Here is a 25,032-nt window from a genome sequence, read left to right as displayed (position 1 = left end):
TGTTAATAATTTTTTCGAATTTCTTCAATTATGTGAGAAAGAATGGTTTTATACTTTATTACATCCCTATGGTTTTTATCCGGATACTCAGCATATGATTCTACATTATTCATTTCCCAAAAATCCATAAGTGCAAATCTTAGATATTCTCTTATAGTGAACTTTTGAGTAATTGGAGGTGTAAAAAGAGTTAAAGATTCATACTCTCTTTTGTTTGTTTTAATTTCAAATGCTTGATTCCATATTTCATTTGATATAGGTTTAGACTGAATATAGATAAAAAAAAATGCACCTTTCCGTATTGGTTTGAATTGGATTGGCGAAGTGATTCTCATTAATCTGTTGTTTTCAGGTAATGAATTTGTTTTGCTAAGTGAAAATCTTTGACTTTTCCAATCACTTTGTGTAGATAAACCTAAAATATCGCGTACAAGATAAGACGAATTGCCAAATGGTTCATTGTTAAAAAAAGCTGATTTTATAGCCTTTTTGTCCCATGTCCATCCTTTGTTTATTGCAAATTGATAGAGTAAAGATTTAAAATAAAAAACGGATTTTCCATCCTTTCCACAATGATTAATACCTGACTTAAGTGCTCGATATAGACAATCAATGTATTCAAAAGTCTGATAACAAGATTCAGAGTAAGATAATTGAGAAACATCTATTCTAAAATAGTATTGCTCCTTTTCAGGGAAAGTTCGCCAAAAACGATATTCAATAGAATCACTAGGAGGTTTAGTTAAGTAAAATGAGCCAAATCCCTTAGTTTGACGGTTGCCAAAGTTATTTTGAGATAAAAATGAAGCAATATTTTCTCCTATAAAATTTCTCAATTCATCATCAAAGCAGGTTATGATTAGCAAATGTGAAAATCCATCCTTATTGCATTGGTGAAATACTAAGTTTTTTAAGTCTTCTTTGTTTTCTTTTCCTCCCATATTTGAAATAAGAAGGGGGTATTTTTCTGTTTCATACAATTGTTTATTATTTTGAGATACTTTTCGGGTAAAACTTTTATCTTCTTTAGCTCCCGCTGAGACTTGAATTGAAATCTTGTAGTCTAAAAAGTCATCTCCTTCTATAGGGTCATCAGGACGAGTATTAATTATCCACTGATTCCAATTTAATTCAGGACGTAACTGTTTTTTCATTAATAGAAACCGATCTAGCTTCGGCTTTACTTCGGAAGCCCGCAACGTAGCCCCGTCCTGATCATGTTGGAAATGCAGCAAAGGCGTATGCTGCTTTAAAAGGAATTTAAGTTGAAAAGGGTTAGGCATGGCTATTTTATATTAAGTTTTTCAAGTATCTTATCAGAAAACCAAAAACTCAGAAATAGAATTATTAACATGAGTCCAAGAACAATAATCTCTGATATATTCCAATCATAGCCAAAGTTATACTCTTGCCCAGCCAGTAGTGATAAAGCACTGGCTACGAGTGTAGCTGGCAAGAATTTTGTTGCTATTTTTGAGAGTTTTGTTGCTTGTTGAGCCTGAATGGTTTGTTCCTCAGCGATTTTTTTCTGTTTAATAGCATCTTCTTTTTGCCGTAGAAGTTCAACATATTGATTTAATTCACTCATTTGTTCCTTTAAAGCGATAACTTCTTTCTCAATGCGCATCTCATTTTGAAGTATATCATAAATTTCAATTCCTTGGATTTGGGATGTTATTTCACGAAAATAAATACGATTATTAAATTCTATATAGTTTTTATATAGATTGTTAATCCGGTCAAAAAACAGATTGTCTGATCCCTCTAAACGCGATATTCTATTTATTTCATCCATAAACCTTAAAACGGAAGCTCGTTGTACTAGACAGAGGTTGACCATCTGATAGTACATAGATTGTACATGCTCATTAATAGGGGGAGCATACTCTCTTTTAAGAGTAGATATATCATTGCTTAGAACCATCAGAGTGTCTCTTGTTACACCGAAAAAAGTGCTATACTCGGCCCAGCGTCCATATGTATGTTTACGGATACTTTCATATAACATTTCTCTATTTTGGCAAGTAGGATAATTTGAATCTTTGTCGCCGAAAAGAAAAGCATACCAAAAAGTATGGCGCTCATAGGTGTATTCCTGTTTGTTTTCATTGTAAAGCTTAAGCTCATTGGCAAGTTCATTATTTCCGTACCAACAGATGGTGAACATTCGGTCATCCATGACAGGCCTTATGTGAACACATTCAGAAAATGGCCTATAATTTTGATAATTTGTTTCGGTAAAGCAGTCTGGAAATAAGAATTTTATGTGTTCAGGGAGATGAAAAACTTGAGGCCAAATTTTCGCAGGATCAGTATATACATTAAAATCAGAAACTATAATTGGCGAACCATCATTAACATCTACACAGATAGAATTGGCTAAAAAAGTGCTTTTTGTGGCAGTTAGAAGGTCATTATTAGCTAGAAACTGTGGGTATATCCTACGGCCATATTCATTAATTCGTAATATTTTTTCTGGTTCTTTGTATTTATAGTTTGTCAGATGAAACGACAATACACCGACACCTGTGTCAAAGGCATGGGCGCAAATCGCGGATAGGTCAAGTTTATAAGTATCTTCCTCTGTTAGTTCAGTTTCCTTATTCCAACGGTTAGCCATGATTGTATAATTGGCGTCTTCTCCAATTGTATACTCAAAATATCGGATTGGCTCGTCTTCGGAATTTTCAATATCATAAATTGTCCTTCGTACAAAATCGTAGAAGTATACATATTCGCTATAGTTCGAACCTATTTTTGATATATCTGCACCAAGGGAATAGAATTTCCGGCGCCATTGATTATTAGTTAAGAGCAGTCTTTCAAATTCTTCTAAATTCGTGCAATCATCAAATGAGGATAGATTAGGAGCCGCAATATTCGTTCGACAGTCCCATTTGAATGGAAATAAAAAAATGTGGTGGCTAACAGCGTTTTCTTTCTGAGAGCTTCTATTTCCCTGGGCTGTCATAAAGTATAAAAGTAAGTACAGATACGTTCCACAAACTGCCCGATCTCCTCCTCCGAAAACCATCCCCTGGCCACCCCGAAAAAACCGTTCGCGCCACCACCATAATATGCTTTCCCCTCCGCTACCTCCAGAGCGAACACCTGGGCTAACTCCGCCGAACGGTCCCCATAATACGTCAGTTCCGAATCATTGTAGATCAATAAGCGAGACACTTGTAACCGATCAACAATCGGGGAGAATTTAGTTAATTTGGTTTTGATAATGGTTACATTAGAACAATAATTTTTTATTCGGCAATCGGCTTCGGCGATCCGCTCCATTTTTTCCGTGATACCCTGGGCTTTTCGATCCAGTCGCCTGATGCGTTGAACCTCTTCTTCCGTTGCACCCCATTTACGCATTGCCGGGATGTAGCCTTTGTCGTTTTCAGCAACTAATTGTTGATGACGTGATAATGAAATTCCTAACAGGTTGGTAATTTGTTCAATAGAGGCCGGTTGCGCACTCAGTTCATTGTGGTGATCGATCAAAATTGCCTGTTCCGGCTTTGGCCCGCTCAACTCAATACCGACTAAGTGTCGACTTTCCCAGTCAAATTCATTGATGATATCCTGATAATCGGACCAAGTAGCTCCCCAGGCCAACTGACGGTCTACATAGGCAAGCTGGTGTTTTTCGAGTAGTGCCCGAATCTCGACCATTTCGAGGTCGTGTCCGCCGAGTAAGAAAAGATATGGTTTCATGATGACAAGTAACAATTATTTTCATTTCTCGCGTATTTTGTCATCGATCAATCGTTCCATGCTTTTCTCCATCACCGAATACGGCCTGATCCGGCGCGCCCGCGATTTTCCCGGTGCGGTCAACGCGCTGACGGAGATTTATTTGCCGGACCGGGCTTTCGATGCGCTCCGGGAGTTTCTGACCGAAAGCGAGGTCGATGCGGTGCTGTTTTTTTTTCTGCAAAAAGGACGGGAGTGCATTCGGGTGAAAAATTACGTCGGTTTGCTCGAAACCCGCGACGGCACCCAACTTGAAATTCTGCCGAAAGCCGCTACGGCCGGAGAGGGCCGGGAAATCTTGCTCCGAATGCTGCGCCATTTGCAAAACAGTCCGTTTCGAGAGATTCAATCGGCCCGGCTGGCGACAAGTCGGCTGCCGTTATGGGAAGTCTTTATCACGCTGTTTCTGGACGAGGTCGTGCCGGTCGTCACCCGCGGGTTGCAAAAGGCGTACGTGCCACAGACCGAAAATCAGCGGTTTTGGAAAGGAAAGCTGGAATATACCGAACACCTCCGGCGGAACACCTATCATGCCGAGCGGGTCGTGACGACGTTTGACGAACAAACGACCGATTTGCCCGCCAATCGCCTGCTGAAAACCGCTCTGACCTATGTGCAGGAACGGGCCCGAATGGTACCGAATCAAAGCCGTATCCGCCAGTTGCTATTTGCGTTGGACGACGTTCCCCCATCCAACCGAATCGCGGAAGACTTTCGGGCGGTGGCTACCGACAACCGGCTTTTTGCACATTACCAACCGGCGCTCCGCTGGGCCGAAGCCTTGCTGACGGGCCGGGTTTTTAGTCTTTCGCCAGGTCGGTACCTGACGCTGACCCTGCTGTTTCCGATGGAACGGGTGTTTGAAGATTACGTAGCCGCCGGTTTTCGCCGGTATGTAACTGAGGGCGAAGTCGTGCTTCAGGAGTCGACCGAGCACCTGATCAATGACCACGGTGGTTTGCAGAAATTTCGGCTGCGCCCCGACATTGTCCTGCGCCGAAACGGCATTACGACGGTTTTGGATACCAAATGGAAACAAATCGATGCCGCCCATACCGCCGGGAACTACGGAATCGACCAGGCCGATCTGTATCAGTTGTATGCGTATGGCAAAAAATACGAAGCGACCAACCTGGTGCTGATTTACCCCGCTACGGAACAATTCCAAAAACCGCTGGACCTCTTCGGCTACGACGAAACCCTCCACCTGCGCGTCGTGCCGTTCGAGTTAAACGTACCCTTGGAGCAGGCGGTTTTGGGAGTAATGAAGAATGAAGAATGAACAATGAACACGTTAAAGCGGCTCGTTCATTATTCATTGTTCATTATTCATTGCTATCTTACAGCCCGAACACCTAAACCGTCGACATTCTTCGATGCCACTTGTACTCACCTTTCTGGGCATTCTGGCCCTGATTTTCCTGATTGCGTTTGTTAAAATCGATACGTTTATTTCGTTCGTGCTGGTGTCGCTGGCTATTGGGCTGGCGTCGGGCATGGAAGTTACGGCGGTCGGGAAGTCCATTCAGATCGGCATCGGCGGAACACTGGGCGAACTGGTGCTGATTGTCGGCTTTGGGGCCATGCTGGGCCGTCTGGTGGCCGAAAGCGGGGCCGCCATGCGCATCACCAACGTGCTGATCAAAATCTTTGGCGTCAAAAACCTACGCTGGGGCCTGGCGCTGGCCGGGTTTATCATCGGCATTCCGCTGTTTTATAACGCCGGTTTTATCATCGTGTTTCCGCTGATCATCACGATTGCGGCTTCGTCGGGCTTGCCGATGATGACCGTGGCGGTTCCGATGCTGGCGGCTCTGTCGGTGGCGCATGGGTATTTGCCTCCGCACCCGTCACCGGCCGCCATTTCCGGGCAACTCGGGGCCAACATCGGACGTACACTGATTTACGGTATTATTGTTTCCATCCCGGCCATCATCATCGCCGGACCAATTTTCGGAAAAACGCTGACGAAATACCAGCCCCGTATCGACCGCGATCTGTTCAAAATTCGCCAGATTCCGGACGAGGAACTGCCGGGCGCGGGCATTAGCTTCTTTGTCGCCCTGCTGCCGGTGTTGCTGCTGACGCTGACCGGACCGTTGAAGTCGGTGTTACCCATCGGTTCGTTCGGTCATACGATCGTAACCCTGCTGGCCGAACCGTACATCGGCATGTTGCTTTCGGTGCTGGTGGCGGTTTATTTTCTGGGGATTCGGCGCGGGCTGACGATGAAAGCCGTCATGAAAGACCTCGAAGAAGCCATCAAAGCCGCATCGCCGGTGTTGCTGGTGATTGCCGGGGCCGGAGCGCTGAAGCAAATTTTTATCGACAGCGGCACCAGCAAATACATCGGCGAACAATTGCAGGGCGTCGATATGTCGCCCCTGCTGCTGGGCTGGGGCATTGCGGCCGTGATTCGGGTCTGTGTCGGTTCGGCCACCGTGGCCGGTTTGACGACCGTCGGCATCATCCTGCCACTGATTCAGAACCAAACTAACGTCAAACCTGAATTGATGGTGCTGGCCATTGGGTCGGGTAGCCTGATGATGTCGCACCTGAATGACGGCGGTTTCTGGTTGTTCAAGGAATATTTTAACCTGAGTATAAAGGAAACGCTCCAAACCTGGACGGTGATGGAAACAATTGTCTCGATTGTCGGTCTGTTCGGCGTTTTAGCCTTAAATTTGGTGGTGTAAAACCGGTTTGCGGTATTCGGTTTACGGTTTTCAATACTCGGTGGGTTGCCTATACTTGCCGGAATGCGTCAGCCAACCGAAAACCGTATACTGTAAACCGAAAATCCACTTTTAACCGTATGGAATACACCTCGCACATGTACCTGGGCTTCGAGTTTGAGCCGGACAAAAACCTGAAATTTGATCTCGAATCCGACGTAGAACCCGAACATTCTCCCGAACCCAATGCTATGACTCCTGACGAAAAATTTGCCCAACTGGGCCTGACCCTGCCCCCCGCACCGAAACCGATGGGGGTGTACAAACCCTGCCTGATTGTCGATAAATTCGCGTACGTATCCGGACACGGACCGGTCAAAAACGACGGAAGCCGGATCATTGGCCGGATCGGGGCCGATATGAACATTGATGAGGGCAAACTGGCCGCGCAGCAGGTCGGCCTGACGATTCTGGCAACGCTGAAAGCCAAATTCGGGACGCTGAACAAGATCAAGCGGGTTGTTAAAACGCTCGGCATGGTGAATGCCACGTCTGATTTTGAGCGTCATCCGTACGTCATCAACGGGTGCAGCGAATTGTTTATGGCCATTTGGGGGGAAGAAAACGGGGTGGGCGTGCGATCGGCCGTCGGCATGGGCACCTTACCCGAAAACATCCCGGTCGAAATTGAAGTGATGTTCGAACTGGCCGAGTAGGGGTTTATGGATGACTACCTGATTCAAAACGCGTCCTCGATTGATTCCCCGGCGCTGGTGATTTACCCCGAACGCATTGTTCACAACATCCGGACGATGCTGGCGATGGTCGATGGGGAGGCCGACAAGCTGATTCCGCACGTCAAGACCCACAAAATGGCGGAAGTCGCCAAAATGCAGGTTGAAGCGGGTATTACCAAATTCAAGTGTGCCACCATTGCCGAAGCTGAAATGCTGGCCGATACCGGGGCGCGGCATGTCCTGCTGGCTTACCAACTAACCGGCCCTAAAATCCAGCGGTTCGGCGAACTGGTGCAGGCCTACAACTGGGTCGAGTGGGCATCGTTGATCGATAACTGGGTGTCGGCGGAAGAGCTGGCCGCCGGTTTCGAGAAAACTGCTTATAAACCGGTCGTTTACATCGACGTAAATCTAGGTATGAACCGGACGGGCCATGCGGTCGATGCCGGTCTGGAAGCGTTTTACCGGGAACTGAAAGCCGACGAACGATTCGATCTGCGCGGTTTTCACGCCTACGACGGCCACCTGCGCGATCCGGATGTGGCGGTTCGGCAGCGTCAGGCCGACGAAGCCCTGAAACCGCTGGAAGATTTCGCGGACCGGCTGGAACAGGAAGGAGAGCCCCGGCCGGTGATCATTGTGGGTGGTACGCCGACGTTTACCAACCACGCCCGGCGTCCGAACGTCTGGTGCAGCCCCGGGACGTGTTTGCTCTGGGACTGGGGTTACAGCGATGGATTACCCGAACAACACTTTGAATGGGCGGCTCTGCTGATTACCCGGGTGATTTCCAAACCGGCCCCCGGCCTGATCACGACCGATCTGGGCCACAAAGCCGTCGCGGCCGAAAACCCGCTGAACAAACGCATCCGGTTTCTGAACCTGAGCGGGTACGAGGTTGTCGGACAAAGTGAAGAACACATGGTCCTACAGGTTGCAGATTGGAACAACATTCGGATCGGGGAGGTGCTGTATGGGGTTCCGTACCACATTTGCCCGACCGTGGCCCTGCACGACGAAGCCCAGGTCATCCTGAACGGCGAGGTGGTGGAGCGCTGGGCCATCGACGCCCGCAAACGCCGGATTACATACTAACGAGAACCCTAATTCCTGAACCTTTTATCATGCGTACAGTACTTCTTTTTCTGATCTTTGCGATTGTAGGAATGGCCCTGACGCCTTCTAAACCCATTCGGGTAGTCTTTTTCGGTGATTCGATCACGCAGGCTGCGGTAAAACCGGGCGGTTACATCACCCGCATCGGCGATATGCTCAAAACGCAAAACCGGGCGAACGACTACGAACTGATCGGAGCCGGTATTGGTGGGAACAAGATCTATGATCTTTTTCTGCGGATGGACGAGGACGTGCTGGCCAAACAACCAAACATCACGTTTGTGTACGTGGGTGTCAACGATGTCTGGCACAAACGGACCTACGGCACCGGCACCGATCCGGACAAATTTGTGAAGTTTTACGAAGCGGTAATCAAAAAGCTGCAGGCTGCCGGAAGCAAGGTGATTTTGTGTACGCCCGCTGTGATCGGCGAAAAAACCGACTACTCCAACGATCAGGACGGCGATTTGCAACAGTACTCCAAGCTGATTCGAGACCTGGCCGCCCGCAACAACCTGCCCCTTTGCGATCTGCGGAAAGCGTTTCTGGAGTATAACCTGAAAAACAACCCGACAAACGCCGAAAAAGGAATTCTGACCACGGACCGGGTCCATCTCAACGACGCGGGGAATCAGTTGGTGGCCGACGAAATGTATAAGTTGATGGTGGCTGCGAAGTAGCGAATAGAGAGCATGTTCAGTAAACGCGTAAAATACCTGCTCATCGGACTGGTGGTGGCGCTGATTGATTACATCATTTACGATGCAGGCAGTGAACCCGGTATCGACGACCTAAAGGGACAATACAAAGAAGTGGCCCTGTTTCGGAATGAGAACAACACCGGGCCGATCATCCGGATTTATGCCGTGACGGTCAGCGACACAACGCGTTGGGAAGACATGCAGAAATACGGCGATTTGATGCTTTATACCAAATACGGAACCACCAAAGTATTTTTCTTCCCGGAAGGAAAACCGGTACCAACGGAGTTGTCGCCCAGGCGGCCGCATTTTGATGCAAAATTTGAACCATATTGTCTGGCGATGTACGAAAAAGACGCCATGAGCCAGGTTACGTTTCAGCGAAAACCGTTTGAAGCGGTTCAGTAAATGGCCGAAACCAGGCAGGAGTTGATCGTGGGCGAAAAATAATACAAGGGTGCCACGACGCGCGTGACCAGAAAAGGCCCGGTCGACCGCCAGACGGTGGTCAACCGGGTTTGTTTTTTAGAACGGTGTGGATACAGCGGTTTCAAAGGAGTAGTTGAGCGGAGTGGCCAGGTTAAAAGCCTCAACCCCTAAAGGGGCTTTGGCAATCCGGGTGATGCCCCTTTAGAGGTTGGGGGTAAAAAATCATACGTCAAACGGTAATTCGTATTCTTTGACGACTGGTTTCGACGAGCGGGTTTTAACTTCGACTTTGGCCTTGAGCGGGAAGCCCAGCACCAGCGAGTTTTTGATGTACTGATCGTCATGAACCATCCAGGAATAGCTTTCAAGCAGGTATTCATCGACGCCCGCTTTGTGGGCCTGGTAGGCCAGTCGTTCCACAAACAAGGGCTCATAGTTGATGATGTTCCCCATATAAATTACCTGGATGCCGGGCCGGGATTCGTTGCCCAGTTCGGTACAGCCGAGCACGGCCACTTTGAGCGATGACCCATCTTCCAGATCTTTGACTGCCCATTCATCGATGACGGTTTTGACATTAGCCATTGTTGTTGTGTTGGTTTGTGTTAAACGATGGCTTAAAAGTAGGCCGGGAAAACCGCTCGGACCAGCCGGATTTAATAACTGGTGGGAATTGGCTAATAACTGGTGTTAGCGACGCAGCCACTCCATCCAATCTTTGGTCACTTCGTCTCCTCGGTAAATTTTATCGACGACAGATCCTTTGTCGTCTTTCTTCAGTTCAAAAAATTGGTGATCGTGTTGGTGGTACGGTTTGAGGGTTAGGTTCTTCTTGCCCTGGGCGATGAATTCCAGCGGAAGCATATCGAGTTCGCGGGCCATTTCTTCGTCCGCAGTGCCGTAGGCGATGTACAGCGGAATCCGGATTTTCAGTAAGTTCGCCAGGTTGTTGCGCGAAAACGAGTGCCAGGCGTAGTAGGTGTCACCGATCTTTTTATCAATGGCAGTGGGATGGTTACAAATGTCTTCCCAAACCGCATACCACTTGTCAATTTCGCGTTGACCTTCTTCGGACGTTAGCAGGCCCTGGTCGATTTGCTGGCGGGTTTGCCAAATCAAATGCTCAAACCGACGACCGGTGCGCCCTGAAAATAGAATGGCATGCGTCACCGGCGCTGGGTAATTGGCAAGCAGGTTCGCGCCCACGGTAAATCCTTCCGAACCGCCACAAAAAACCACCTTCTGAGAGTCGATCCAGGGCTGTTTGACTAAATAATCGAGAACCTGCCGACATTGAGCCGTGTACCGGTCAAGGTGATTGTTGGCCAGGTAGGTTTTACTGACAAATTCCTCCGGTGGATTGGGTTGCTGGATCGCTTGAGGATACGCGTTGAGAAAGGTTGAATCAGCCACCAGCCTGACACCCGGTTTTTGAATGACCACGAAATGGTATTCATCCCTGTAGTCGCGGAAGTGGAAAGGCGCGGTCAGATAATACTTGCCATCAACGAAATGAATAAAAGGCATGGGCAGCGAACCCTGCCGAAACAGAAACAGCGGTTTTTTGATGTTTAAGTCGGTCTTTGACCCAAAGATGATAAACGTAGTCGTATCCTTGCCGTCTGGTAGATGAAATACCTGACATAGGTCCTCCAGTCGGGTCGTTTGGGAAAAGGCCGCCGGGGCCGAAATCAAAAAGTACAGCAGTAAACAGGCTCTCATGCAGGTTTTTTTTCGCAAAAGAGCGCGTCATTGTGTTCTTCTGAAAGCAATTTAACGTTTGTTAGGATTTTTTAACAATACGCTAGGCGGGCAGGACCACCCGCAGCTTCCCCGGCCAGATTTCGGCGGTAATCTCCCGGATTTTCCCCCGGTATTCGCCGTCGATCTGAAAATAGGCTTTTCGTTTGGTGACAATGTGGACGGAGGTGGCCGAATAAATCTCGATGTTCTTGGGGTCGAACGGCCGGAAGCGGAAGAACATCTTAACGATCTCCCAAAACGGCAACCGGCGCATGACCACCACTTCAAATTGGCCGTCGGCCACGTCGCCATCGGGGTTGATGATAGCCCCGGTGCCGTACATCCGGGCGTTGGCGAGCACAATCATGAACGCTGACCGGAGCACTTCCTCCCGGCCGGTGTTGATCCGAACCTGCAAAAGGCGTCGGCGCATCAGCACCCGCAATACGCCCCGGGCGTAACCAAGTTTGCCGCGCATTTTGCCCTGTTCGAAGTATTTGACCAACTGCGCATTCATACCAATGTCGCTCAGGTGCAGGCAGTGCTCGGTGTTGTTGATGCAAATCAGGTCGATCGGTTTTTCAACGCCCTGCACCACCACTGCGAGGCTTTCTTCCAGCGTGGTCGGGATGCCCAGTTCTTTCGCCATGCCGTTGGCCGAACCAGCCGGCAGAATTGCCAGTGGCAGGTTGGCGTTCAGAGCGTGTTCGGCCACAAACTTGATGGTGCCATCACCCCCCACGGCCACCAGCCGATCCGGTTTGACGGAAGCGATGCGGGCGGGCAATTCGTTGTCGTCGTTTTTGCCATCGAGCAGGAACAGGTCGGCAGAGTGTGGTTGGGTTTCGAAGAACGTTTGAATCCCCGTTTCCCATTCGGTTTTATCCTGTCCGCCGGAAATCGGGTTGATCGCGAACAGAAATTTTAACTTTTTTGCTTCCGGCATGTTCCTGATTCTGTTGTAGACGGTTTACAGTTTTCGGTATTCAGTGTTCGGTGTTCGATATTCAGTGTTCATTATTCGTTATTCGATATTATGCCGCTTCAATATCGAATATTGAACACCGAATTGCGAATAACGAAGTTGTGAAGAAAACGGATCATTACCCTATAAACAAAGAATGGAAGCAAGTGGCGGTATAAAAAACAAAATCTTCACCTGGCTGCGGATCAGCGACCGGCCCGTGGTCAAGGTTTACCGGGGGTATGTACACCAGAACAAGGTGATCGTTTTTGGTCACGTTTTGAAAATGAGCCCGTTACCTCGGAAGAAGTACCGGCAGAATTTCTGGCTGAACACGTTTGCACTGCTGCGGTTGTTCATGACGCAGCCCGTGGCGGGTGTCACCGTCAAAGTCAGTGGTATCCGGCAGGATGTGCGGCATGTCACCGAGCAGGACGGTTTTTTTCGGCTGGAATGGACCCCCGACGAACCCCTGTCCCCCGGCTGGCATCCCGTCAAGGTGGATCTGATCACGGCCAACATCGGGCCAGAAACGCCGATTGCCAGTGGGGAAGGCGAGGTTTTCCGGGCACACGCAACGCAGTACGGGTTTATCTCCGACATCGACGATACGTTCCTGATTTCACATTCGGCCGACCTGCGCAAACGACTTCACGTGTTGCTGACCCAAAATGCCTATACGCGCGATCCCTTTGAAGGAGTGGTGACGCATTATCAACTACTGGCCCGGGCCGGGACTGATGAGAATGCGCCTAATCCGTTCTTTTATGTATCGAGTAGTGAATGGAATCTGTATGATTACATTCTGACCTTTTGCGAGAGGAACAGCATTCCCGACGGCGTTTACCTGCTGAGTCAGATCAAGCGGTTCAGGGAGGTCTGGAAAACCGGCCAGAATAAACACATGACGAAGTTTACCCGCATCGTGCGGGTGCTGGACGCGTTTCCGGAGATGAAGTTTGTGCTGCTCGGCGACGACACGCAGGAAGACCCTAACATTTATACGTCACTGGTGTCGCACTTCCCGAAGCAAATTCGGTGCGTGTACCTGCGCCGGGTTCATCCCGAAAACGAAGCCCGGACGCAGGCGTTTGTCGACCAGATTGTGGCCGCTGGGGTGCCGTGCTGTTACTTCAGACACAGCGCCGAAGCCATCCGCCACTCCCGGCAAATAGGATTGATCGAGAAAGCCGGTATCGGGCAATGATTCCGGCTTTTCGTGGGACTAGTTTATTGGCTAGCCGGGCTGTAAGTCAGCAATGTAACGCCCGATCGAAACGTTTTAACCTCATTGAGCTTCAGGTTGAGTCGGTTTTTTAGAGAAGCAAACAACGGCTTGCCGGCTCCCAGCGCCACGGGGTGAACCGATAAGCGGTAGAGATCGATCAACCCGAGGTCGATGAACGTCGTGATCAGGCTGGCTCCGCCGTACAGCCAAATATCGTTGCCTTCCTGCTGCTTGATTTCCCGGACGCGCTCGGCCAGATCGGAGCCGATGTACGTAACCGGATCGCCCGGTTTCGGGTGGCGGGAAAAAACGTACTTGGTTTTGCTGTGCACCGCTTGCCAGAGGTGTTGTTCGGCGGGTGAAGCCTGTTCGTCGGGCTGGTAATTTCCCCAGAGGTCGTAGCTGACGCGGCCGTAAAAAATGGTGTCGATGCTGGCTAGAAACTGGTCAAACCCCATATCATCGTCCATGATACACCAGTCGATTTCGCCATTGGGGCCTTCGATAAAACCGTCGAGGGTGACGGCCAAATCCAGGATGATTTTCCGCATAGTTCTGTATTTGTTGTTCGTCTTCAGGATGAAACGCTGAAAAAGGTTTTTAGTTAACAACCCGGCTACTGTTCAGGGGGCAGTAACCAAGTTTCGTAAAACTATCAGGCTGAAAAAGAGAGCAAAGGTCATTTTCTGGCGGGGGCCAGGTGCTGGCGAATACCGACTTGTTGGGTGGTCGAAAGATATTTTCTACCTTTGGTGAGTAATGCGCAATCATTACGAGGGCTGGTTTTTTGTTGCTTGGTCGCTGCAAATTTCCAGCTTTTTTCTTGATTTCAAATTTCATCATGTAGTGTAATTGCTCGTTTAGCATTATCTAGCAGACTGCTGGACGATAGAAAAAAGACAGGAGATCAACGTTCTGATTTTCAATAAACCAGTCGCTTGCCTATTCTCTTTTTTCTTTTGTCTGGGAATAGAAAGCCAGAAGTCCGTATGAATGCCAGTGACAAAGTCGTATTCTTTTTCGGTTGTCTGGGGGCTTTTAATGGCCTCTTGTTGGGTATTTACTTTCTTTTTCTGACCGCTAAAAAACACTTGTCGGGGTATCTGTTGGCTGCGCTGTTGCTGGTTCTCAGTATAAGGGTCGGCAAATCAGTGGTTTATTTTTTTGATTACAATTTACCCAAAACCTACCTGCAAATCGGCCTGACCGCCTGCTTTTTCATCGGGCCCTTCACCTACTTTTATACAAAGGCAGAAACCAGCCAGATCCGAAAATTACCCGGCTCCTGGCGCTGGCAGCTTATACTCTGGGCGTTTATCATCGGCGGGGTGGGCATCGTTTACCCGTATGTAAATTATCCGCAACGTTGGCGGGAACAAATTATTCCACTGATCTACCTCCAATGGGGAGTATATGTGTTCTTGTCCGTAGGTTCTGTACTTCCGCTTCTGAAAAAGATAACCCTGCGCGAATCCATTAAACCATTTGAGAAAGGGGTTCTGACCATCGTTGGAACCGTCGCTTTATTGTTTGGATCGTATGTCTGTGCGCTTCTTAACATCAGCAAAGGCAGCTATATTCAGGGGGCGCTTTGGTTTTCGCTGATCATCTATACGGTCGTGTTTACCTTGCTGTATCGCCGAAAAACACATGACCTTTTCTCTGCGGCTACTAAATACGCTAAGACGATGTCTGACCTGCCTGAAGCGGAACGGCTCTTGGAGCGGCTGCTGACGGTTATGTCCGAAAAAAAACTCTTTAAAAATCCGGACCTTAAGGTTGATGACCTGGCCAGGGAGCTTAATGTGTCAGGGCACTATGTATCCCGCCTGGTAAACGACAAGCTGGGGAAGAATTTTACCCGTTTTGTCAACGAATACCGCATCCATGAAGCCTGCCATATCCTATCTCGCCCAACCCACTTGACCATTGAAGCGGTCGGTGACGAAGTGGGCTTCAACTCCAAGTCTACGTTCTTTGCCAGCTTTAAAAAGATAAAAGGTACCACGCCGAGCGTTTATCAGCAGTCCATGACTCCCGATTTATAAATCCGTACGACGGAATCTGGTTTATTCAACGTTCAGTCGGGTGGTCGTTGCTAGTTTTGGCCAGCCGGAGTGAGAATCCGCTTCGGCTGGCCAAACAAGATCCAACATGAAAAAATTGAGTCTATTCATCGGGCTATTTACGGCTTACACCGCTGCCTTTTCCCAGAACCCGCCCACCGAAAGGCAATTAATCGAGACAACAATTCAGTGGTATTTCGAGGGATGGGCCACTGGCGATACCACCCAGGTAGGAAAAGCCATGCATGCCTCCTGCCATCTGAAAAATTACCGCGACGGTAAGTTCATCGACTATTCCCGAAGCCAGTATCTGGGCTTATTCAAACCCCATCCAAGGCCCAAAAACCTAATCACCCGCATTGTCTCGGTTGACATCACCAATAACATGGCCAGTGCCAAGGTGGAGATCAGTACGGAACGAGACCTGTTTACCGACTATTTCAACCTGATGAAGACGGCTGACGGCTGGGTAATTGCCGACAAGGTATCCACTCATTCATCCCACCGAACGGTCGAAAGCCAGGCCATACGAGCCGAAAAAGAGATAATCCTGGATGGACTGAAGCGTCCCTGGAGCATTGCCTTTCTCACGGACGAGGAAGCCCTCGTATCGGAGAAGGAAGGCGAGCTGGTGCGTATCAATTTACGCACGAAAGCGAAAATAGCGATTAGCGGATTTCCCACCGATCGGGCAGACAGCTTACTCGGCTTCGGCGATAATACGGGGCTCTTCGAGGTGGTGCTGGATCCCAATTTCAAAAACAACCACTTTATCTATCTATCTTATGCTGCTCAAAAAGGAAGCTTGAAAACGACCAAAATCATCCGTGCCGTGCTCGACCAAAACTCGTTGCAGCAGATCAAACCGTTGTTTGTAGCCGACCCCTATACCTCCGAGCGCTATCATTACGGGGGCGGGATAGTTTTTGGGAACGATGGCAAATTGTATTTTACGATCGGCGAACGGTTATTCAACGAAAAAGACCAACCGGCTATTCCGATTGCCCAGAACAGGGCGGACAGGCGGGGGAAAATCTACCGCATCAACCCCGATGGAACGATTCCGGCTGATAACCCTGCTTTTGGTGACAAGGCCGCGCCGGGATTGTATGCCCTGGGTATCCGGGCCGCCCAGGGCATCACCCTGAATGCCTCTACGGGCCAGCTCTGGTTCAGTGAGCATGGTACGCATCAGGGTGATGAAATTAATGTGTTGAAAGCGGGTGCCAATTATGGCTGGCCGGTAAAAACTACCGGCAAATACCGCTACCCGGACTACGCCCCGCCAGTTGATTCGGCCATGCGGTATACCGATCCTGCGTGGTACTGGCTGCAAACCGTAGCGCCAACTGGGTTACATTTTTACGCAGGCAGCGAGTTTAGAGGGTGGAACGGCAACCTGCTGGTAGGGGGCTTATCCAGAGGTAGTTTATGGCGTCTGGTGGTGGAGGGTGAGACCATAAAAAGCGCCGAGGAGCTATTTACGGACAGCCGGGTCAGGATACGAAAAGTGGTTCAAAGTCCGGCGGGCAACTTGTACCTGCTTACCGATGAAGTAAACGGCAAACTGATTCGAATCAAAAATGCGTCGGTTCAGTAGTTGTACGTTACCCGATGTGATGTAAAGACCTCCGTTGAGCAATGGGTTACATGAATAGATCAGGTATGCTCACATTTCGCCCAACTGTTCCAGGGAATAACAAACGGCAAAACCAGCATCCAGATCAGGAAGAAAACCGCCATGCCGCCCGGATACGGCTGGTTCGCCCGGATGGCCGGGAGTGCAACCACCAGCAGCCAGGTGCCTTTGTAGAGCAGTTGCAGCAGCAAAACCGGCGAAAACGTCAGCGGTCGCCATAGCCCCAGTGCCGATAAAATGGCGATGGCGAGCCACAGACAGCCGACCAGCCGGATCGTGTCCGTCGCGGGGTAGGCATAGGAGAAAATGGTGACCGCTGCGGTTTTGGGCGCGAACAGCGAAACCACCCCAATCCAGCCCGCGACGAGAATATTCGCGGCATAAACGACCGACAGCAGTATCATGGGGTTTCGGCAAGTTGTTTGATGGTTTGTAAAACCGTAGGCAGCATGGCCCGGTAGGACCGACCCAGCCGTCGACCCCAAAACCGCTTCAGCAGACCCGTAAATGCTACGTCGTGGGTAAAATACGTCCGGCCCCCGGCGGTTTTCAGGCTGCGTTTGACGACGAGCCAGCCGAACGGAATCCGGGTTTTGAAGGTGTACGATTGCCCCGGTACGAGTTGGCTGATGACAAACCGGGATTTCGGACCCCGGTCGGGAATCAGGGTGCCTTTTGTACCCGACTCGAAATCACCTTCCAACCGGGCTTCTTTCAGGCCGGTGTCCCATTGGTTCCAGTTGGGAACGTCGGTCCAGATGCGCCAGATTCGGTCCGGGCTGGCGGAGGTGCTGTCGGTTTGGCTAAACCGGTGGTCGGTTGGCTGCGCAGTTGCGGTCATGGCGAGTAGTAGGGAAAAGACTGGGAAAATGAGCTTCATGATGGTCAAAGTTGATGAAGCAAATTTCCTGGTCGGGCACCAAAAACTACTGCACCCAGGTTAACTTCGGTCGGCCTGACTCAATTTTTTACGAATCCGGCTCAGCGATTGCGGGGCAATGCCGAAGTAGGTAGCGAGGTATTTGAGCGGAATGCGCTGGAGCAAAGCCGGATTGGTCCGAAGCATTTTTTCGTAGCGTTGCTCGGCGGTCTCGGTTTGCAGGGCCTGCAACAGTTCTTCCGTAAAATATTGCACTTCCTGAATGAGCTTCCGCACAAACGTATTCCAGGAAGGCAAGGCCAGCAGTTCGTTGGCTTGCCGGAGCGTAGTCAGCCACACCACCGAAGGCTCTAGGGCCTGAATGCTTTCTTTCGCGGGTTTTTCCGAGGTAAAACTGACCTGTGAGGTAAAGCAGTAGGGGGCCACCGTAAAAAACTTGGTAATGTCGTCGCCGTCCTTGATCAGAAAGTACCGCAACAGACCGGTTTCCAGAAAATACAGGTGTCGACAAACCTGACCTTCCCGCAACAGCAATTCATTTTTCCGGATACTGGTTTTTTCAAAGCAACCAACAATCCGGTTCCAGTCTGCATCGGGAAGTTCGGTATACGTTTCAATAAACCGTTTGAAAGGTTCCATCAAACAGCGAAAAAGTGGTCAGACTGCTGGTTTTGGCTGCTTCTGTTCAACCCGAAACTTGACTAAACGCGTAATTAACTCCAGCGGCATGGGCTGATCGAGCGGAAACTGCACGGAGCCTTTGCCCGATTTGTAAACCGAAAGCTCGTCTCGAAACGCTTCGTGGCCGGTCGGCGTTGCGTACAGACCGAGGTGGTTTTTGAAAGCGGCAAAGTGTACCAGGTTCTGGTTGTACAGCCGAAACGTCGGCATGGCATACCGAATGGCCTCCTCGGCTTCCGGTGCTGCGGCTTTCACCGTCGCCCGAACCTGTTCGAGAACGGTTTGAACATCCGCCGGAAAACCGGCAATGTACTCGTCGATAGTAGCGGGTTTAAGCGTGTTCATGGGAAGCGGGTTGGGGTTGTCGGATCGTCCAGACTTTCAGGGTGTAATAGAGGCTACTACCGACCAGATACAACCGGATGGCGTTGCCGATGAGCCAAATTACGGAAAGTGTGTGAATCTGCTGCCGGTATTTGTCGAGGTCGCCGAAAAATAATTTGACATTGAGTTGTGTCACGATCAGCACCGTCAGGACGATCGCCAGAATACCGTGAATGCTGGCTTTTTTCAGAAGGTCTTTCTCCGGCTGATGGGTCGATTTGAGAAACAAAACAATCAGCGCAATGACGGCAAATTGCGTGAACGGGACGTAATAATAGATCTGGTTGGTGATCGTGAAGTACTCCTGCCAGTTTTGAAGGGCCTGGTAGCTGTTGCTCAGTTGGTTGGGGGCCAGCACAATTTCTTCGTAGAGGTTTCCGAAAAACCAGTGGGCCAGAAAAAAGAGAGCAAACACGAGCAGTCGATGGGTGATTTTGGCTGACATGATATTGGTTGGTTTGTTTCCGACAAAGGTCCGGAACAAACCAACGGGCCGACTTGCCATTTGGCAAGAACGAATTTACCGGATGTTTTTCCGAATCCGGCTCAGCGAAGTTGGCGTAATGCCTAAATAAGTCGATAACTGTTTCAGCGGTATTTTCTGGAGAAGGTCAGACTGCTGCATTAGTTGCCGATACCGCTCTTCGGCCGACAGGGTCTGGTGGCTGATGACGGCTTCGATCAGGTTCAGAAAGGCATTTTCCCAGACTTGTCGCCCAAATTGCTGCCAGGCCGGAAGTTGGCGGTAAAGGGCATCCATATCCTGCGAACTAATCAGAAATAGCGTCGTATCTTCCAGAGCCTGAATGGTAAACGGGGACGGTTTGCCGGTTTTCAGACTGCCTAATTCCGTGAAAAATTCGTTGGCGAACGCCAGCCAGACCGTGATTTGCTGGTCGTCTTTGTCGAAGTAAATCCGCAAACCGCCTGATTGGATAAAGTAATAGCTGGTAACAATCTGGCCGCGCTGCAATAAAAACCGGTCTTTGGCGACGCGATGTTCTTTGAAATGAGAGAGAATAAGCGTCAAATCCGGTTCGGAAACGCTGATCTGTGATCGGATAAGGGTGGCTAATTCGTCCATAATACGCTACAGCTAGTTTACAACACTGCGGAGTCGTTGAAAAATAGTAAGATACGCTTTAAAAACCGCAACCTCCCTGGTTAAAGCCGTCGCTTGCCGGGGAGGTTGCTTGGAGAAGGCCGTTCGTAAGCCACGCTTCACAACGCCATCGGGATCACCACCGGCTCCTGTTCCGGTTCGGCTTGCTGCACTTTCTGGTGTTGCCACATATCCTGAAAAACCGGGCTGCGTTGCATCAGCTCCGAGAACCGGCCCTCGTCGATCACCCGGCCATCGCGCAGGATGTAAATGTAATCGAACATCGTCAGCAAATGCAGTCGGTGGAGCGTCGAAACGACGGCCTTGCCCGGAAACAGGTTGAGCAGATTCTGGTAAATCTCGTACTCGGTTTTCGGGTCGACACTGCTGGTGGGTTCGTCGAGCAGGACAATATCGCTGCTGCGGGCTGCCAATACGCCCCGGGCCAGCGCCAGCCGCTGCTTTTGCCCGCCCGACAGGTTGACGCCTTTCTCCTGAATGCTCGTTTCCAGCCCATTCGGCAGGTACTTCAACACGTCCGAAAACCGGGCGGTGTGGCAAGCCTGCTGAATGTCGGTTTCCTCGAAGGGCAGGCCCAGCGTAATGTTGTACGCAATGGTATTCTCGAAAATTTCCGGTTCCTGCGGCATCAATGTCACGGCGTCCGCAATCAGGCTCAGATCCGGATACGGTTTTCCGTCGACGGTCAACTCCAAACCGGGTTCGGCCTTGTATAATCCTCGCAACAGGGCCAGCAAGGTACTTTTCCCGCTGCCGCTTTCGCCGATGAGGGCTATCCGTTGCCCGCGCCGGATGCGGAGGCTAAGGTCGTGCAGACCAGCTTTCCGGAAACGGGGGGCGGTTCCTGACAGGTCGAAGTTTTGCGGGTGCTCGAAATTCAGGTTCCGGAGTTCGATCGACTGCCAGCGGGCGGGCAGCGTTTCGCTGGCTTCCGGGCGGTGGTGCTGCGCATAGGCCTGACCAATGCTACGGGCGGTTTGCACATCGGTGTTGAACTGCACAATTTCGGTATACTGAAATGCCACATCCGTAAACACGCTGTTAAATTGGTTGATGTAGCCCAGCAAGGTTACGAGTCCACCGATCAGAAACACTTCGCCCGGCACGTAATGCTGGTAAACATACCCGACCGTGATGACGCAGTAAATCAGCGCAATCATCATGCTGGCGACAAACCACTTCCATTCGTTGATGCGCACATGGCGTTTGAAGGGCGGCAGCACGGCGCTAATTTTGCCCAACAAACCGGCTTCCATTTGCTTCTCCAGCCGGAGCGTAATGACGGTGATGATGTTCGAAAGGCTGTCGAAGAGTGTGGACGACACTTCGTGTTCGCGTTCGTTGGATTCGTCGACGGCCTTGATAAATGGTTTGTCGAACCGGATGATAATCCAGACCGTCAGACCGCCCATCAGCACACCGACCAGCCCGAAAACCGGGGAGAAATAGACCATTGCGGCAAAGGAGAACGTGCATTTGAAAATCGTGTGCAAATAGACAAAACCGCTCTGGAAGAAATTTTTCAGCGCGTCGTTGGCCTTCCGAATCCGGTTGATGGTCGAACCGCTGTGGTGGTCTTTGTGCCAGCTAACGGGCAGGCTGAGGGTCTGGTGGTACATTTCGGTCAGGAAGTTCCGGCTCAGGGTAAAGGCCAGTTCCCGCTCCAGCACGCGGGCGGGGCCGTGGAAACACCACTCGACCAGCCGCAGGGCCAGGTAACCCCCGGCATACCAGAGGATAATGGACGGAACGGTCGCGTTTTTCTCCTGAATGGCATTTACGAACCAACCGAACAGCAACGGATGTAGGGCGGCCACGAGGTTGGCAAAGATGAAAAGAACATACACCAATACGAATTGCCGTTTTTCACGACGTGCGTATTGCCAGGCTGTGCGGAGCAAAGCCAGGTAGGGGTTTTGCATGGAAGTTACGGTGGTTATAGATCGTACGTAAATGTAAAGAAAAGACCGGTCTGTCCCTGCCGGTTGATGGAGTAGCTGATCCGGCCGACCATGTTGTAAAAAGTTACCACGTCCAATGCCATTCCTCCCCCGTATAGCCACGAATTAGCCAGCCGACTGCCGTACTCCTCTGCCCGGGTGTTGTTGACATAGCCCGTATCGCCAAATAGGTTCAAATATAGTGCCAACGGAAGCGTATTAAAATGTTTTAATCGCTTCCAGTTAAATTCTTTTCGGATGTTCAGCAATTGGTATTTGAGCGTGTTTCTGAATAAGGCATATCGCTGACCATCAATGACATACAGCTCGTAGCCCCGGATGTAATCCGTTTGGTAGCCCAACGCGCGCAGGTTGGCATACGGCTGGCGGTCGGGCCAGGAAAGTTTGCCGCGCAGGCTGCTGCTGGCGTAAAATTTGGCACCGAGGGGCCAGTAGCGGGTGTAACCCGCGTTTACCTCAAATAACCGCAGATTGTCGGAGGGTAACAAACCGTATTGGTTCGCCGTCACATTGAAATAATGGCCCTGCAACGGATAGGCCACGGCGTCGCGCCGGTCGTGCGTGAACAGGTAGCTGAGCAGGAAGTACCGCTGCCGGTTCTGACCGTTCAGAAAATAGTTGGGGTTCAGCCGGGCGATGGTATCGGCGATGGTGTTGCGGACGTAGCGGAGTTCGAGCCGGTGGAAGTTGTAAAACTGGTTCCGGCGTGTCAGCACCACATTCGCGAAAAACCGGTCGCGCATCAGGTCCTCACTCCGAAAGTAGACGAGCTTGTCGCGGGCCGATGTATAGGCCATTTCTTTGTTAGTCTGGTAGGACGCGCCGACGCTGATGCCGGTTTTCTGCGCCCGGTCGAGGTAGGGGAGGGTATACACCAGTTGCGTTCGGCGGGTAAAACCAAGCTCAAAAATCCCGTTGATGCGGTCGGCGTTGCCGGTGACGTTTTTGTAACTCAGTCGCGCACCGTAGATTGTTCGCCGGAGGCTGCGGCCTCGTTCATACCACCATTCGTTGAAATTCCGGTCGGCCAGATCGAACACCGGGATGATGAAAAAGTACCAGCGTTCTTTCAGATTGACCTCCAGATCAATCTCCTGCGGTCCCACTTCCTTCGCCAGCACGTCGACAGTAACGAACAAATTGGTGTTCGAGATTTTCCGCTGATCCCAGGCCAGTTTTTCGGTCAGTTGCAGTCGCGGGATGGTGTCGCCTGCCTGGAGCTCCATTTCCCGCAGGATGATGCGTTCCCGGGTTCGCTGGTTGCCCTGGATCGTTACCGAACGCACCACCCAGTAACTGGGTGCGACCGAATCGGCAACGACGGTCTGTTTGGCCGTTGAATCCGTCAGTGACAAAGCACAGAAAAGCAGGGAAAGTAGCATTCAATCAAGGTGTTCGGCCAACGCGTTTTCAAAAGTACCGCAATAAAAAAATAGGTAAAAACAATCTTCAAATCTTGCAACAAAATCCTTATTATTGTCAGAATAGACCCGGTTTTGGGCCTCAGGCTAACCTACTATCATCTCACGTTTTGTTTTCTTCATGAAAGAAAAGCCCCGTCTCAGCTTTTGGCAAATCTGGAACATGAGTTTCGGATTTCTGGGTATCCAATACGGTTTTGGCTTGCAGCAAGCCAACATGAGTCCCATTTTCCGCTACCTCAACGCCGACGAATCCGCCATTCCAGCGCTGTGGCTGGCGGGTCCCGTAACCGGTTTGCTCGTTCAGCCCGTCATCGGCGCCCTGAGCGACCGGACCTGGTCACCGCGCTGGGGACGCCGAAAACCGTTTTTTCTGACCGGCGCGCTGATTACCAGCCTGGCGCTGTTTCTGATGCCGAACTCGTCGGCGCTCTGGATGGCGGCCAGCCTGATGTGGCTGCTTGACGCCGGTCTGAACGTCACGATGGAACCGTTTCGGGCGTTCATCGGCGATAAGCTTAACGTTCAGCAGCGCAATCTTGGTTTTGCCGTGCAGAGTTTTTTTGTCGGTTTCGGGCAAACACTGGCGAACCTGATGCCGTTTATCCTGCCGGTTTTTGGCATTACCATCGCAACCGCCGGGGCCAATGCCATTCCGGACTTTGTCAAGTATTCTTTTTACATCGGTGCGGTAGCGATTCTGGGCGCGGTTTTCTGGACGATGTACACCACCGATGAATACCCGCCCGACGACCCGGAAGCGTTCGAACGGATGAAGCAGGAGAAAAAGGGCGTTTTTCACGCTTTTACAGAAGTCTTTGCGGCCCTGCGCGAGATGCCGGCCACCATGAAACAACTCTGGTGGGTGAAGTTTTTCACCTGGTACGGCCTGCCGCTGATGTGGCAGTACCTGTCGTTGGCGATTGCCCGTCACTCGTTCAATGCTCCGGATGCGACGGCGAATCCGACGGGGTTTGCGAAAGGGTTGGAATGGAGCAATTTATGCTTTGCGCTGTTCAACGTAGGCTGTTTCGGCATCTCGTTCCTGCTGCCGCCGATTGCCGCCCGGCTGGGTCGGCGGGGCACGCACGCCCTGTTCCTGACCATCGGGGGGCTGGGCTTTATTTCGATGTTGTTTTCCAGCGACAAAAACGTCTTTTTGGTGGGCATGACGCTGGTCGGGCTGGCCTGGGGTTCCATCATGTCGATGCCCTACGTCATGCTGTCGACTTCGGTGCCGCAGGGGCGAATGGGCGTTTACATGGGGCTGTTCAACGGTTTTATCGTCGTACCGCAAATCGTCAACATGATTACGGTGCCGTTTTTGTATAAAACTCTGCTAAACGGAGACCCCCGGAACGCGCTGGTTTTGTGTGGCGTGTGTCTGCTGCTGGCTGCCGGAGCCTGTTTTCTGGTGAAAGAATCGAAGCAGGCCGAAAAAACCGCCTTTCCGATCGGCGCGGGCGGGCACTAACGTACCCACGGACTTTAGTCCGTGTTTTTTAGTAATCAACTCGGATTGCAAGGTAAA

27 protein-coding genes are annotated in these 25,032 nt (G+C 50.5%); 10 read left to right on the top strand and 17 right to left on the bottom strand.

Annotated features, from left to right (window positions below; translation table 11 throughout):
• Positions 1 to 2: 2 nt before the first annotated feature.
• From ACO2Q8_RS28765 to ACO2Q8_RS28755, 3 genes are all read right to left on the bottom strand, one after another.
• Positions 3 to 1,154 (bottom strand): hypothetical protein, encoded by a 1,152-nt coding sequence (locus ACO2Q8_RS28765; protein WP_423348360.1) that lies wholly within the window; start codon positions 1,152 to 1,154, stop codon positions 3 to 5.
• Between the two features lie 131 nt (positions 1,155 to 1,285).
• Positions 1,286 to 2,971, bottom strand: a complete 1,686-nt coding sequence (locus ACO2Q8_RS28760) for a hypothetical protein (RefSeq protein WP_423348359.1) — start codon at positions 2,969 to 2,971, stop codon at positions 1,286 to 1,288.
• Entirely contained in the window at positions 2,968 to 3,714 is a 747-nt protein-coding gene (locus tag ACO2Q8_RS28755) for a hypothetical protein (protein ID WP_423348358.1), read from the bottom strand. Before ACO2Q8_RS28755 ends, ACO2Q8_RS28760 begins: the two co-directional genes overlap by 4 nt.
• A gap of 58 nt (positions 3,715 to 3,772) precedes the next feature.
• Here ACO2Q8_RS28755 and ACO2Q8_RS28750 point away from each other — a divergent pair, with 58 nt between their 5' ends.
• From ACO2Q8_RS28750 to ACO2Q8_RS28725, 6 genes are all read left to right on the top strand, one after another.
• Positions 3,773 to 5,035, top strand: a complete 1,263-nt coding sequence (locus ACO2Q8_RS28750; RefSeq protein ID WP_423348357.1) for an McrC family protein — start codon at positions 3,773 to 3,775, stop codon at positions 5,033 to 5,035.
• A gap of 94 nt (positions 5,036 to 5,129) precedes the next feature.
• Complete coding sequence (locus ACO2Q8_RS28745) at positions 5,130 to 6,449, top strand: gluconate:H+ symporter (RefSeq protein WP_423348356.1); 1,320 nt, start codon at positions 5,130 to 5,132, stop codon at positions 6,447 to 6,449.
• Between the two features lie 230 nt (positions 6,450 to 6,679).
• Positions 6,680 to 7,144: a RidA family protein gene (locus ACO2Q8_RS28740; protein ID WP_423348371.1), complete on the top strand. Its 465-nt coding sequence runs from the start codon at positions 6,680 to 6,682 to the stop codon at positions 7,142 to 7,144.
• A gap of 6 nt (positions 7,145 to 7,150) precedes the next feature.
• Positions 7,151 to 8,260 carry a D-TA family PLP-dependent enzyme gene (locus ACO2Q8_RS28735; protein ID WP_423348355.1) on the top strand — a complete coding sequence of 370 codons (1,110 nt, stop codon included), beginning with the start codon at positions 7,151 to 7,153 and terminating at the stop codon, positions 8,258 to 8,260.
• Between the two features lie 29 nt (positions 8,261 to 8,289).
• Complete coding sequence (locus ACO2Q8_RS28730; protein ID WP_423348354.1) at positions 8,290 to 8,961, top strand: SGNH/GDSL hydrolase family protein; 672 nt, start codon at positions 8,290 to 8,292, stop codon at positions 8,959 to 8,961.
• 12 nt (positions 8,962 to 8,973) lie between these two features.
• Positions 8,974 to 9,390, top strand: a complete 417-nt coding sequence (locus ACO2Q8_RS28725; protein WP_423348353.1) for a hypothetical protein — start codon at positions 8,974 to 8,976, stop codon at positions 9,388 to 9,390.
• Here the strand turns inward: ACO2Q8_RS28725 and ACO2Q8_RS28720 are convergent.
• From ACO2Q8_RS28720 to ACO2Q8_RS28705, 4 genes are all read right to left on the bottom strand, one after another.
• Positions 9,384 to 9,536 carry a hypothetical protein gene (locus ACO2Q8_RS28720; RefSeq protein WP_423348352.1) on the bottom strand — a complete coding sequence of 51 codons (153 nt, stop codon included), beginning with the start codon at positions 9,534 to 9,536 and terminating at the stop codon, positions 9,384 to 9,386. The two genes, ACO2Q8_RS28725 and ACO2Q8_RS28720, sit on opposite strands and share 7 nt — an antisense overlap.
• Positions 9,537 to 9,633: 97 nt before the next feature.
• Positions 9,634 to 9,996, bottom strand: a complete 363-nt coding sequence (locus tag ACO2Q8_RS28715) for a hypothetical protein (RefSeq protein WP_423348351.1) — start codon at positions 9,994 to 9,996, stop codon at positions 9,634 to 9,636.
• Between the two features lie 105 nt (positions 9,997 to 10,101).
• Entirely contained in the window at positions 10,102 to 11,133 is a 1,032-nt protein-coding gene (locus ACO2Q8_RS28710) for a hypothetical protein (protein ID WP_423348350.1), read from the bottom strand.
• Between the two features lie 82 nt (positions 11,134 to 11,215).
• Positions 11,216 to 12,100, bottom strand: a complete 885-nt coding sequence (locus tag ACO2Q8_RS28705) for a diacylglycerol/lipid kinase family protein (protein ID WP_423348349.1) — start codon at positions 12,098 to 12,100, stop codon at positions 11,216 to 11,218.
• Between the two features lie 175 nt (positions 12,101 to 12,275).
• Between ACO2Q8_RS28705 and ACO2Q8_RS28700 the strand changes: the two genes are divergently transcribed.
• Positions 12,276 to 13,325: an App1 family protein gene (locus ACO2Q8_RS28700; RefSeq protein WP_423348348.1), complete on the top strand. Its 1,050-nt coding sequence runs from the start codon at positions 12,276 to 12,278 to the stop codon at positions 13,323 to 13,325.
• 23 nt (positions 13,326 to 13,348) lie between these two features.
• Here ACO2Q8_RS28700 and ACO2Q8_RS28695 read toward each other — a convergent pair whose 3' ends face one another.
• Together ACO2Q8_RS28695 and ACO2Q8_RS28690 are read right to left on the bottom strand one after the other, a co-directional pair.
• On the bottom strand, positions 13,349 to 13,897 hold the full coding sequence (locus ACO2Q8_RS28695; protein WP_423348347.1) for a dihydrofolate reductase family protein: 549 nt from the start codon (positions 13,895 to 13,897) through the stop codon (positions 13,349 to 13,351).
• 49 nt (positions 13,898 to 13,946) lie between these two features.
• A complete protein-coding gene (locus ACO2Q8_RS28690) occupies positions 13,947 to 14,189 on the bottom strand; it encodes a hypothetical protein (RefSeq protein ID WP_423348346.1) in 243 nt (80 codons plus the stop codon).
• Between the two features lie 146 nt (positions 14,190 to 14,335).
• Here ACO2Q8_RS28690 and ACO2Q8_RS28685 point away from each other — a divergent pair, with 146 nt between their 5' ends.
• Positions 14,336 to 15,394, top strand: a complete 1,059-nt coding sequence (locus ACO2Q8_RS28685) for a helix-turn-helix domain-containing protein (RefSeq protein WP_423348345.1) — start codon at positions 14,336 to 14,338, stop codon at positions 15,392 to 15,394.
• 106 nt (positions 15,395 to 15,500) lie between these two features.
• Positions 15,501 to 17,012: a PQQ-dependent sugar dehydrogenase gene (locus ACO2Q8_RS28680; RefSeq protein WP_423348344.1), complete on the top strand. Its 1,512-nt coding sequence runs from the start codon at positions 15,501 to 15,503 to the stop codon at positions 17,010 to 17,012.
• A gap of 59 nt (positions 17,013 to 17,071) precedes the next feature.
• Here the strand turns inward: ACO2Q8_RS28680 and ACO2Q8_RS28675 are convergent, their stop codons facing one another.
• The 8 genes from ACO2Q8_RS28675 to ACO2Q8_RS28640 form a co-directional block, all read right to left on the bottom strand.
• Positions 17,072 to 17,455: a hypothetical protein gene (locus tag ACO2Q8_RS28675; RefSeq protein ID WP_423348343.1), complete on the bottom strand. Its 384-nt coding sequence runs from the start codon at positions 17,453 to 17,455 to the stop codon at positions 17,072 to 17,074.
• The gene (locus tag ACO2Q8_RS28670) at positions 17,452 to 17,931 is read right to left on the bottom strand and encodes an SRPBCC family protein (protein WP_423348342.1); all 480 of its coding nucleotides are present in this window, start codon (positions 17,929 to 17,931) and stop codon (positions 17,452 to 17,454) included. Before ACO2Q8_RS28670 ends, ACO2Q8_RS28675 begins: the two co-directional genes overlap by 4 nt.
• Positions 17,932 to 17,991: 60 nt before the next feature.
• Entirely contained in the window at positions 17,992 to 18,570 is a 579-nt protein-coding gene (locus tag ACO2Q8_RS28665; RefSeq protein ID WP_423348341.1) for a Crp/Fnr family transcriptional regulator, read from the bottom strand.
• Between the two features lie 18 nt (positions 18,571 to 18,588).
• On the bottom strand, positions 18,589 to 18,957 hold the full coding sequence (locus tag ACO2Q8_RS28660; RefSeq protein WP_423348340.1) for an iron chaperone: 369 nt from the start codon (positions 18,955 to 18,957) through the stop codon (positions 18,589 to 18,591).
• A complete protein-coding gene (locus ACO2Q8_RS28655; protein WP_423348339.1) occupies positions 18,944 to 19,441 on the bottom strand; it encodes a hypothetical protein in 498 nt (165 codons plus the stop codon). Before ACO2Q8_RS28655 ends, ACO2Q8_RS28660 begins: the two co-directional genes overlap by 14 nt.
• Positions 19,442 to 19,516: 75 nt before the next feature.
• The gene (locus ACO2Q8_RS28650) at positions 19,517 to 20,080 is read right to left on the bottom strand and encodes a Crp/Fnr family transcriptional regulator (RefSeq protein WP_423348338.1); all 564 of its coding nucleotides are present in this window, start codon (positions 20,078 to 20,080) and stop codon (positions 19,517 to 19,519) included.
• 137 nt (positions 20,081 to 20,217) lie between these two features.
• Positions 20,218 to 22,041, bottom strand: a complete 1,824-nt coding sequence (locus tag ACO2Q8_RS28645) for an ABC transporter ATP-binding protein (protein ID WP_423348337.1) — start codon at positions 22,039 to 22,041, stop codon at positions 20,218 to 20,220.
• Between the two features lie 14 nt (positions 22,042 to 22,055).
• Complete coding sequence (locus ACO2Q8_RS28640) at positions 22,056 to 23,462, bottom strand: BamA/TamA family outer membrane protein (RefSeq protein WP_423348336.1); 1,407 nt, start codon at positions 23,460 to 23,462, stop codon at positions 22,056 to 22,058.
• Positions 23,463 to 23,664: 202 nt separating this feature from the next.
• Between ACO2Q8_RS28640 and ACO2Q8_RS28635 the strand changes: the two genes are divergently transcribed.
• Positions 23,665 to 24,975, top strand: a complete 1,311-nt coding sequence (locus tag ACO2Q8_RS28635; RefSeq protein ID WP_423348335.1) for an MFS transporter — start codon at positions 23,665 to 23,667, stop codon at positions 24,973 to 24,975.
• Positions 24,976 to 25,032: the final 57 nt, after the last annotated feature.

This window comes from Larkinella sp. VNQ87, assembly GCF_049445795.1.
GTDB lineage: Bacteria > Bacteroidota > Bacteroidia > Cytophagales > Spirosomataceae > Larkinella.
This window is presented reverse-complemented; position numbering and strand designations above follow the sequence as displayed.